The organism is Sutcliffiella halmapala (assembly GCF_002019665.1).
GTDB classification, from domain to species: Bacteria; Bacillota; Bacilli; order Bacillales; family Bacillaceae_I; genus Sutcliffiella_A; species Sutcliffiella_A halmapala.
The window spans coordinates 4,652,211-4,661,208 of sequence record NZ_KV917375.1; the positions used below are offsets into that span (position 1 = coordinate 4,652,211).

Annotated in this window: 17 protein-coding genes; all 17 read right to left on the minus strand. The window is 39.8% G+C overall.

Annotated elements, in window-relative coordinates:
- Positions 1–5: 5 nt before the first annotated feature.
- Positions 6–404, minus strand: a complete 399-nt coding sequence (gene rpsH / locus BK580_RS22925) for a 30S ribosomal protein S8 (protein ID WP_010191507.1) — start codon at positions 402–404, stop codon at positions 6–8.
- A gap of 31 nt (positions 405–435) precedes the next feature.
- Positions 436–621 (minus strand): type Z 30S ribosomal protein S14, encoded by a 186-nt coding sequence (locus BK580_RS22930; RefSeq protein WP_016429895.1) that lies wholly within the window; start codon positions 619–621, stop codon positions 436–438.
- 30 nt (positions 622–651) lie between these two features.
- Entirely contained in the window at positions 652–1,191 is a 540-nt protein-coding gene (gene rplE / locus BK580_RS22935; RefSeq protein WP_078382546.1) for a 50S ribosomal protein L5, read from the minus strand.
- Between the two features lie 26 nt (positions 1,192–1,217).
- Positions 1,218–1,529, minus strand: coding sequence for a 50S ribosomal protein L24 (gene rplX, locus BK580_RS22940; protein WP_078382547.1), 312 nt, complete (start codon positions 1,527–1,529; stop codon positions 1,218–1,220).
- Positions 1,530–1,564: 35 nt separating this feature from the next.
- Positions 1,565–1,933, minus strand: a complete 369-nt coding sequence (rplN, locus tag BK580_RS22945; RefSeq protein WP_010191501.1) for a 50S ribosomal protein L14 — start codon at positions 1,931–1,933, stop codon at positions 1,565–1,567.
- 42 nt (positions 1,934–1,975) lie between these two features.
- Entirely contained in the window at positions 1,976–2,239 is a 264-nt protein-coding gene (rpsQ, locus tag BK580_RS22950; RefSeq protein WP_078382548.1) for a 30S ribosomal protein S17, read from the minus strand.
- A 19-nt stretch (positions 2,240–2,258) separates the two neighbouring features.
- Positions 2,259–2,459: a 50S ribosomal protein L29 gene (gene rpmC, locus BK580_RS22955; RefSeq protein WP_010191499.1), complete on the minus strand. Its 201-nt coding sequence runs from the start codon at positions 2,457–2,459 to the stop codon at positions 2,259–2,261.
- Positions 2,449–2,883, minus strand: a complete 435-nt coding sequence (gene rplP, locus BK580_RS22960; protein ID WP_078382549.1) for a 50S ribosomal protein L16 — start codon at positions 2,881–2,883, stop codon at positions 2,449–2,451. The genes rpmC and rplP overlap by 11 nt, the downstream gene beginning before the upstream one ends.
- Position 2,884: 1 nt before the next feature.
- Positions 2,885–3,541 (minus strand): 30S ribosomal protein S3, encoded by a 657-nt coding sequence (gene rpsC, locus BK580_RS22965; RefSeq protein WP_078382550.1) that lies wholly within the window; start codon positions 3,539–3,541, stop codon positions 2,885–2,887.
- A gap of 3 nt (positions 3,542–3,544) precedes the next feature.
- Positions 3,545–3,886: a 50S ribosomal protein L22 gene (gene rplV, locus BK580_RS22970; RefSeq protein WP_078382551.1), complete on the minus strand. Its 342-nt coding sequence runs from the start codon at positions 3,884–3,886 to the stop codon at positions 3,545–3,547.
- 19 nt (positions 3,887–3,905) lie between these two features.
- Positions 3,906–4,184: a 30S ribosomal protein S19 gene (gene rpsS, locus BK580_RS22975; protein WP_078382552.1), complete on the minus strand. Its 279-nt coding sequence runs from the start codon at positions 4,182–4,184 to the stop codon at positions 3,906–3,908.
- A gap of 57 nt (positions 4,185–4,241) precedes the next feature.
- Positions 4,242–5,072, minus strand: coding sequence for a 50S ribosomal protein L2 (rplB, locus tag BK580_RS22980; RefSeq protein WP_078382553.1), 831 nt, complete (start codon positions 5,070–5,072; stop codon positions 4,242–4,244).
- A 34-nt stretch (positions 5,073–5,106) separates the two neighbouring features.
- On the minus strand, positions 5,107–5,394 hold the full coding sequence (gene rplW, locus BK580_RS22985; protein ID WP_078382554.1) for a 50S ribosomal protein L23: 288 nt from the start codon (positions 5,392–5,394) through the stop codon (positions 5,107–5,109).
- Positions 5,394–6,017, minus strand: coding sequence for a 50S ribosomal protein L4 (gene rplD, locus BK580_RS22990; protein ID WP_078382555.1), 624 nt, complete (start codon positions 6,015–6,017; stop codon positions 5,394–5,396). The genes rplW and rplD overlap by 1 nt, the downstream gene beginning before the upstream one ends.
- A 25-nt stretch (positions 6,018–6,042) precedes the next feature.
- On the minus strand, positions 6,043–6,672 hold the full coding sequence (gene rplC / locus BK580_RS22995; RefSeq protein WP_078382556.1) for a 50S ribosomal protein L3: 630 nt from the start codon (positions 6,670–6,672) through the stop codon (positions 6,043–6,045).
- Positions 6,673–6,707: 35 nt separating this feature from the next.
- Positions 6,708–7,016: a 30S ribosomal protein S10 gene (gene rpsJ, locus BK580_RS23000; protein ID WP_010191483.1), complete on the minus strand. Its 309-nt coding sequence runs from the start codon at positions 7,014–7,016 to the stop codon at positions 6,708–6,710.
- A 779-nt stretch (positions 7,017–7,795) separates the two neighbouring features.
- Positions 7,796–8,986, minus strand: a complete 1,191-nt coding sequence (gene tuf, locus BK580_RS23005; RefSeq protein WP_078382557.1) for an elongation factor Tu — start codon at positions 8,984–8,986, stop codon at positions 7,796–7,798.
- Positions 8,987–8,998 lie beyond the last annotated feature (12 nt).

Sequence of the window (8,998 nt, forward strand, 5' to 3'; positions counted from 1 at the left end):
AATTATTACCAAACGTATGCTAATACTTCTCCACCAGCTTGTTTCTGACGAGCTTCTTTATCAGTGATAACACCTTGAGAAGTAGAGATGATCGCAATACCTAAACCATTTAATACACGTGGTACTTCGTTAGCTTTTGCATATACACGAAGACCTGGCTTACTGATACGCTTAAGACCAGTAATTACACGCTCATTATTAGCTCCGTATTTTAGGAAAATACGAATGATACCTTGTTTATTGTCTTCGATAAATTCTACATCACGAACGAAACCTTCACGTTTTAAGATTTCAGCAACTTCTTTTTTGATTTTAGAAGCAGGAAGTTCAAGCTTCTCGTGACGTACCATATTCGCATTACGGATGCGAGTAAGCATATCTGCAATAGGATCTGTCATAACCATTTAAATTTACCTCCTTCCCAATTATCGGGTTTTACCAACTTGCTTTTTTAACGCCAGGAATTTGGCCTTTATAAGCTAATTCACGGAAACAAATACGGCAAAGCTTAAACTTACGTAACACAGAGTGTGGACGCCCACAACGTTCACAACGAGTGTAAGCTTGCACGTTATGTTTAGGTGTACGCTTTTGTTTCGCAATCATTGATTTTTTAGCCACAATTTCGCCTCCCTCTACTAATCGTCGGTATTATTTTTGGAATGGCATACCGAATGAGGATAAAAGCTCACGAGCTTCTTCGTCTGTGTTAGCAGTTGTAACAATAACGATATCCATGCCACGTACTTTACTGACTTTATCGTAATCAATTTCAGGGAAGATAAGTTGCTCTTTTACACCAAGAGTGTAGTTTCCACGGCCATCAAAAGACTTCTTGGAGATTCCACGGAAGTCACGAACACGTGGTAAAGAAACAGATACTAACTTATCTAGGAATTCATACATACGCTCACCGCGTAATGTAACTTTCGCACCAATTGGCATACCTTCACGAAGACGGAAACCAGCGATAGATTTTTTCGCTCTTGTAACAACAGGTTTTTGACCAGTGATAGAAGATAACTCTTCAACAGCGCTATCTAACGCTTTTGAGTTTGCTACAGCATCACCAACACCCATGTTAATAACGATCTTTTCAAGCTTTGGAGCTTGCATAACAGATTTATAGTTAAACTTGCCCATTAGAGCAGGAATAATTTCGCTTTGATACTTTTCTTTTAGGCGGTTCATCAAAAGTACCTCCTTTCTACAACGGTCTATTTATCTAATTGTTCACCTGATTTTTTTGCAACACGTACTTTTTTACCGTCTACTACCTTGTATCCTACACGAGTCGGTTCACCGGACTTAGGATCTAAAGGCATAACGTTTGATACATGAATAGGCGCCTCACGGTTAATGATTCCACCTTGAGGGTTTTCTTGTGATGGTTTAGCATGTTTTTTCACGATGTTAATACCTTCTACAAGAACACGGTCTTTCTTAGGAAAAGATTCAAGGATAACTCCTTGCTTACCTTTGTCCTTACCAGAGATAACTACAACTTTATCACCTTTTTTTACATGCATCCTTTCGCACCTCCTTGACACATCATTTCTTTATATTAGAGAACTTCTGGAGCTAAAGATACAATCTTCATGTAGTTGTTATCACGTAATTCACGTGCAACTGGTCCGAAGATACGAGTTCCACGAGGGCTCTTATCATCTTTGATAATTACGCATGCGTTCTCATCAAAACGGATATATGAACCGTCATTACGACGAACTCCACGTTTAGTACGAACTACTACAGCTTTAACTACGTCACCTTTTTTAACAACGCCTCCTGGTGTTGCTTGTTTTACTGTACAAACAATAACATCACCAATATTCGCGTAACGACGACCAGATCCACCTAATACTTTAATTGCTAGTACTTCACGAGCACCTGAGTTATCAGCAACTTTCAAACGAGATTCTTGTTGAATCATGCATGGTACCTCCCTTCGGAATTTATCATCCGAACTTAAATATTAGATAATTACAGCTTTTTCTACTACTTCTACTAAACGGAAACGCTTTGTTGAAGATAATGGACGAGTCTCCATGATTTTAACGATATCGCCAGTCTTAGCAACACTATTTTCATCATGCGCCTTGTACTTTTTAGAGTACTTAACACGTTTGCCGTAGAGTGCGTGAGTTTTGTAAGTTTCTACAAGAACTGTGATTGTTTTGTCCATTTTATCAGACACAACACGTCCAGTGTAAACTTTACGTTGGTTACGTTCACTCATTTCGCGAACCTCCTCTTAATTATTTGTTAGAAGCGATCTCTCTCTCGCGAACTACTGTTTTCATACGAGCGATTGACTTACGTACTTCGCGAATACGAGCAGTGTTTTCTAATTGACCAGTCGCTAATTGAAAGCGTAGGTTGAATAGCTCTTCTTTTAAAGATTTAACTTTTTGTTCAATCTCGGCAGTGGTTAAATCACGTAGTTCATTAGCTTTCATTAGTTTCACCACCAATTTCTTCACGTTTTACAAACTTACATTTAACTGGCAATTTGTGTGCAGCTAAACGTAATGCTTCACGAGCTATTTCTTCAGATACACCTGAAATTTCAAACATAACCTTTCCAGGTTTTACAACAGCTACCCATCCTTCTGGTGCACCTTTACCGGAACCCATTCGGACCTCAAGAGGTTTTGCTGTATATGGTTTTGAAGGGAAAATTTTAATCCAAACTTTACCGCCACGTTTCATATAACGAGTCATCGCACGACGTGCAGCTTCGATTTGACGGTTAGTGATCCAAGAAGCTTCAGTAGATTGTAAACCGAACTCTCCGAAGTGTACTTCTGTACCGCCCTTCGCTTTTCCACGCATTTTCCCACGATGTTCGCGGCGATATTTTACGCGTTTTGGTAATAACATATTATTTTCCTCCTTCCTCTTTTTTCTTCTTTGTAGGAAGGACCTCTCCACGGTAGATCCAAACTTTCACACCTAATTTACCGTAAGTTGTATCAGCTTCTGCTGTACCATAGTCAATATCAGCGCGAAGAGTATGAAGTGGAACTGTACCCTCACTATAATGTTCAGAACGAGCGATATCTGCTCCGCCTAAGCGACCAGAAACCATTGTTTTAATACCTTTCGCACCAGCACGCATAGCACGTTGAATTGCTTGCTTTTGAGCACGACGGAAAGATACACGATTTTCTAATTGACGAGCGATGTTTTCAGCTACTAATTTAGCATCTAAATCTGCTCTTTTAATTTCTAAGATGTTGATGTGTACACGTTTACCTGTTAACTGGTTTAGTGCTTTACGAAGTGCTTCAACTTCAGTACCACCTTTACCAATAACCATACCTGGTTTAGCAGTGTGAACTGTTACGTTTAAGCGGTTTGCAGCACGTTCGATTTCAACTTTAGAAACAGATGCGTCATTTAGACGTTTTGCAATATATTCGCGAACTTTGATATCTTCATGAAGCAGGTTAGCATAATCTTTTCCTGCGTACCATTTAGACTCCCAATCGCGAATAATACCTACACGAAGACCGATTGGATTTACCTTTTGACCCACTGATTATCCCTCCTTCTTTTCTGATACCACGATTGTAATGTGGCTAGTACGTTTGTTGATTTGACTCGCACGACCCATTGCACGAGGGCGGAAACGTTTTAAAGTTGGACCTTCATTTACGTATGCCTCTGTAATGATTAGCGCGTTAGCGTCCATTTCATAATTGTGCTCTGCGTTAGCAATAGCGGACTTTAGAACTTTTTCGATTACTGGTGAAGCAAATTTTGGAGTTAACTTCAAAATTGATACTGCTTCGCCTACTTGCTTGCCTCGAATTAAATCCATAACTAGACGAGCTTTACGAGGAGCAATACGAACTGTTCTTGCAACAGCTTTAGCTTGCATGTAAAAGCCTCCTCTCTAATTAGCGTTTTGTTTTCTTATCATCATTTGCATGACCTTTGTAAGTACGAGATGGAGCAAATTCTCCAAGCTTGTGACCTACCATGTCTTCTGTCACATACACTGGTACGTGTTTACGGCCATCATATACAGCGATTGTATGTCCGATAAATTGTGGGAAAATAGTAGAACGACGAGACCAAGTTTTAACAACTTGTTTACCCTCAGTTTCATTTAACTTTTCAATCTTGTTAATTAAATGATCATCTACAAAAGGCCCTTTTTTCAAGCTGCGACCCATGTGGAAACCTCCCTTCGTGATTGCTCTACGGTCCTTGTGAACCGTAGTACAACCCCGTTATTTTTTACGACGACGAACGATGAATTTGTCTGACTTGTTTTTCTTCTTACGAGTTTTATAACCAAGAGTTGGTTTACCCCAAGGAGTCATTGGTGACTTACGTCCGATTGGTGAGCGACCTTCTCCACCACCGTGTGGGTGATCGTTAGGGTTCATTACAGAACCACGAACTGTTGGACGAATACCTAACCAACGAGAGCGTCCTGCTTTACCAATGTTGATAAGTTCGTGTTGTTCATTACCAACTTGACCTACAGTTGCACGACAAGTGGAAAGAATCATACGAGTTTCACCAGAAGTTAAACGTACAAGTACGTATTTACCTTCTTTACCAAGTACTTGTGCAGATGTACCTGCAGAGCGAACTAATTGTCCACCTTTACCCGGTTTTAATTCGATGTTGTGAATAACAGTACCTACTGGAATGTTGATTAGTGGCAATGCATTACCCACTTTAATATCAGCTTCTGGTCCAGACATTACTTGCATTCCTACTTCTAAATTCTTAGGAGCTAGGATGTAACGCTTTTCTCCATCCGCATAGTTGATTAACGCGATATTAGAAGAACGGTTTGGATCATACTCAATTGTAGCAACGCGTCCTGGTATACCATCTTTATCACGTTTGAAGTCGATGACGCGGTATTGACGTTTGTGTCCTCCACCTTGGTGACGAACTGTCAGTTTACCTTGATTATTACGACCACCTTTTCTGTGTAACGGTTGTAGCAAGCTTTTTTCTGGTTTGTCAGTAGTGATCTCTGCGAAATCAGAAACTGTCATGCCACGACGTCCATTTGAGGTTGGTTTGTATTTTTTAATCGCCATCTTTTTCCCTCCTTTTCAATGATGATTGTATTTTTTAAGCTTCGAAGAATTCGATTTCTTTGCTGTTTTCTTTTAACGTAACAATAGCTTTTCTACGACGGTTAGTTAATCCGCTGTGACGACCTACACGACGGAATTTACCTTTGTAGTTCATGATGTTAACTTTTTCAACAGTAACGCCAAAGATTGCCTCAACAGCATCTTTAACTTCTGTCTTGTTAGATCTAACATCTACTTCAAAAGTATATTTCTTTTCGCTCATTAAGTCAGTAGAACGCTCAGTAATTACGGGGCGCTTAAGAACATCACGATGATCTCTCATTATGCAAGCACCTCCTCTAATTTTTGAACAGCGTCTTTCGTAAAGATTACTTTATCATGGCTTACAACGTCTAATACGTTCACACCATTTGCAGTAATAACAGTTACTCCAGGGATATTACGAGCAGATAAAGCTACGTTTTCGCTGTCGTCAGCTGTTACGATTAACGCTTTACGGTTGATTTCTAAGCCTTTTAATACAGAAGTCATTTCTTTTGTTTTTGGTGCATCAAAAGCTAATCCTTCTAATACTAATAACTCGTTTTCTAATACTTTAGATGATAATGCAGATTTGATAGCTAAGCGACGTACTTTCTTAGGTAACTTGTAGCTATAGCTTCTTGGTGTAGGACCGAATACGATACCACCACCACGCCATTGTGGAGAGCGGATAGACCCTTGACGAGCACGACCAGTACCCTTTTGACGCCATGGCTTACGTCCACCACCTGCTACTTCAGAACGTCCTTTTACTTTTGCATTACCTTGACGTTGAGATGCTCTTTGCATAACGATCGCATCGAACAATACGCTGTTATTTGGCTCAATACCGAACACAGCATCTGCTAATTCAACTTCACCGACTTGAGAGCCAGCTTGATTGTATAATGCTACTTTAGGCATTTGTAGTTCCTCCTTTCCTAGACAATTAGTTTGCTTTTACCGCACTTTTAATTGTAATTAATGCTTTTTTAGGACCAGGTACGTTACCTTTTACTAATAATAGGTTACGTTCTGTGTCTACTTTCACGATTTCAAGGTTCTGGATAGTAACACGCTCTCCACCCATGCGACCAGGTAATAATTTACCTTTGAATACACGGTTTGGAGCAACAGGTCCCATAGAACCAGGACGACGGTGATAACGAGAACCATGAGACATTGGGCCGCGAGATTGGTTATGGCGCTTAATTGAGCCTTGGAAACCTTTACCCTTTGAGATTGCCGTTACATCTACTACATCGCCTTCTGCGAAAATATCAACTTTGACTTCCTGACCAACTTCGTAAGTTTCTAAGTCAACTCCATTAATTTCACGAATGAAGCGCTTAGGTGCTGTGTTAGCTTTAGCAACATGTCCTTTTTCGGGCTTGTTTGCTAATTTATCACGCTTGTCAGCAAAACCGATTTGAATTGCTTCATAACCGTCTGCTTCTACAGTTTTAACTTGAAGTACTACGTTTGGAGTTGCTTCAATTACTGTTACAGGGATAAGATCGCCATTAGCAGCAAAAACTTGAGTCATACCTATTTTTTTTCCTAAGATTCCTTTGGTCATTAGTCACACCTCCTGATTTATTAAGTATTTATTGATTAAAGCTTGATTTCGATGTCCACACCAGATGGAAGATCTAAACGCATTAAGCTATCAACCGTTTGTGGTGTTGGGTTAATGATATCGATTAAGCGCTTATGAGTGCGCATTTCGAATTGCTCACGAGAATCTTTATATTTGTGTACCGCACGTAAGATTGTGTATACAGATCTTTCAGTTGGTAACGGAATCGGACCAGAAACAGTTGCGCCTGAACGTTTTGCAGTTTCAACGATTTTTTCTGAAGATTGATCAAGAATTCTGTGATCATAAGCTTTTAAACGAATGCGAATCTTTTCTTTTGCCATTATTTTTCCCTCCTTTTTTCGCCTATATTATTGATAGACATTCTCCGTGAAAATTAACCTGTCACACTCGCCATGGCAAAGCGGCCGGGTGTGCCAGCAACCTTTCACATCATCGCAGTCAAAGACCAACATTATCTATTATACATTCCATCGCTAGACAATGCAACTATTATTTCAAATAAATCTCTGAGCACTTTTCATATTATATCGGGAAGTAATCTATATTGCAATATATGACGACAGAAATATTCATTTCATTTTTTTCCAGTGATGGAATAGATGATTTCGTTCACTGATTTAGTGTGGTTGATTCTATGTTAACTAAAAATTATAGAGGAGGGGACTAAGGTGTCTTTTATATAGAAGATAGTCGTCTGTAATTATGAATAACATGAAATTTAGAAAGGAACCAAAAGGACAATTAACCTATAAATCAGAACTAACCTCAACTCGAAACTAAAAACTACTCCCACCCCAAGTTTTTCCTCATCATCTTAATTCAATTATAAAAATCACACTACGCTCATAAAACATTAAAAACGGCTCATATATTAGCGATACCGGATTATATAATACCAAGAGTGGCTCATAAATCAGAGGTACCGGCTCACAAAAAACAAAAAGATGGTTCATAAACCAAAAAATCGACTGATAACACTAAGAATGAATATTTTCTAGAAAAATTCATTCTAATTTTGATCTTAACCATCAGAAAGTATTCGTCTCCAATAAAAAAACCAGCACACTAAGAAAGTGTACTGGTTTTATTTTAATAATGATTACTCAGTGATAGTAGCAACTACGCCAGCGCCTACTGTACGTCCACCTTCACGAATAGAGAACTTAGTTCCTTCTTCGATCGCGATTGGAGAGATAAGCTCAACAGTCATCTCAACGTTGTCACCAGGCATTACCATTTCTACTCCCTCAGGAAGTTGGCAGATACCAGTTACGTCAGTTGTACGGAAGTAGAACTGAGGACGGTAGTTAGTGAAGAATGGAGTGTGACGTCCACCCTCTTCTTTAGATAATACGTAAACTTCAGCTTTGAACTTTGTGTGTGGAGTGATAGTACCAGGCTTAGCTAATACTTGTCCACGTTGGATGTCATCACGAGCAACCCCACGAAGAAGTGCACCGATGTTGTCTCCAGCTTCAGCATAGTCAAGAAGCTTACGGAACATTTCTACTCCAGTTACAGTAGTAGATTTAGGCTCTTCAGTTAAACCGATGATTGCGATAGTGTCACCAACTTTAACTTGTCCACGCTCAACACGTCCAGTAGCAACTGTTCCACGACCAGTGATAGAGAATACGTCCTCAACTGGCATCATGAATGGCTTTTCAGTGTCACGAGCTGGTGTTGGGATGTACTCATCAACTGCATTCATAAGTTCAACGATTCTTTCTTCCCAATCTGCTTCTCCTTCAAGAGCTTTAAGAGCAGAACCTTTGATTACAGGAACATCGTCTCCAGGGAAATCGTACTCAGAAAGAAGGTCACGAACTTCCATTTCAACTAATTCTAGTAATTCTTCGTCGTCAACCATGTCACATTTGTTTAAGAATACAACTAGGTGAGGAACACCAACTTGACGAGAAAGAAGGATGTGCTCACGAGTTTGTGGCATTGGACCATCAGCAGCAGATACTACTAAGATTCCGCCGTCCATTTGAGCAGCACCAGTGATCATGTTTTTAACATAGTCAGCATGTCCTGGGCAGTCAACGTGTGCATAGTGACGGTTTTCAGTTTCGTACTCAACGTGAGCTGTAGAAATAGTGATTCCACGCTCTCTTTCTTCTGGAGCTGCGTCGATCATGTCATAAGCCATTGCAGCACCTTTTCCACTGCGCTTAGCAAGAACAGTAGTGATTGCAGCTGTTAAAGTTGTTTTACCATGGTCAACGTGTCCGATTGTACCGATATTAGCATGAGTCTTGGATCTATCGAATTTCTCTTTACCCATTAGTATATCCTC

Excerpts from the sequence above, each read along its gene's own strand:
- rpsH (WP_010191507.1), bottom strand. The coding sequence starts at position 404 with ATGGTTATGACAGATCCTATTGCAGATATGCTTACTCGCATCCGTAAT.
- rplE (WP_078382546.1), bottom strand. The coding sequence starts at position 1,191 with ATGAACCGCCTAAAAGAAAAGTATCAAAGCGAAATTATTCCTGCTCTA.
- rplX (WP_078382547.1), bottom strand. The coding sequence starts at position 1,529 with ATGCATGTAAAAAAAGGTGATAAAGTTGTAGTTATCTCTGGTAAGGAC.
- rplN (WP_010191501.1), bottom strand. The coding sequence starts at position 1,933 with ATGATTCAACAAGAATCTCGTTTGAAAGTTGCTGATAACTCAGGTGCT.
- rpsQ (WP_078382548.1), bottom strand. The coding sequence starts at position 2,239 with ATGAGTGAACGTAACCAACGTAAAGTTTACACTGGACGTGTTGTGTCT.
- rpmC (WP_010191499.1), bottom strand. The coding sequence starts at position 2,459 with ATGAAAGCTAATGAACTACGTGATTTAACCACTGCCGAGATTGAACAA.
- rplP (WP_078382549.1), bottom strand. The coding sequence starts at position 2,883 with ATGTTATTACCAAAACGCGTAAAATATCGCCGCGAACATCGTGGGAAA.
- rplV (WP_078382551.1), bottom strand. The coding sequence starts at position 3,886 with ATGCAAGCTAAAGCTGTTGCAAGAACAGTTCGTATTGCTCCTCGTAAA.
- rpsS (WP_078382552.1), bottom strand. The coding sequence starts at position 4,184 with ATGGGTCGCAGCTTGAAAAAAGGGCCTTTTGTAGATGATCATTTAATT.
- rplB (WP_078382553.1), bottom strand. The coding sequence starts at position 5,072 with ATGGCGATTAAAAAATACAAACCAACCTCAAATGGACGTCGTGGCATG.
- rplW (WP_078382554.1), bottom strand. The coding sequence starts at position 5,394 with ATGAGAGATCATCGTGATGTTCTTAAGCGCCCCGTAATTACTGAGCGT.
- rplD (WP_078382555.1), bottom strand. The coding sequence starts at position 6,017 with ATGCCTAAAGTAGCATTATACAATCAAGCTGGCTCTCAAGTCGGTGAA.
- rplC (WP_078382556.1), bottom strand. The coding sequence starts at position 6,672 with ATGACCAAAGGAATCTTAGGAAAAAAAATAGGTATGACTCAAGTTTTT.
- rpsJ (WP_010191483.1), bottom strand. The coding sequence starts at position 7,016 with ATGGCAAAAGAAAAGATTCGCATTCGTTTAAAAGCTTATGATCACAGA.
- tuf (WP_078382557.1), bottom strand. The coding sequence starts at position 8,986 with ATGGGTAAAGAGAAATTCGATAGATCCAAGACTCATGCTAATATCGGT.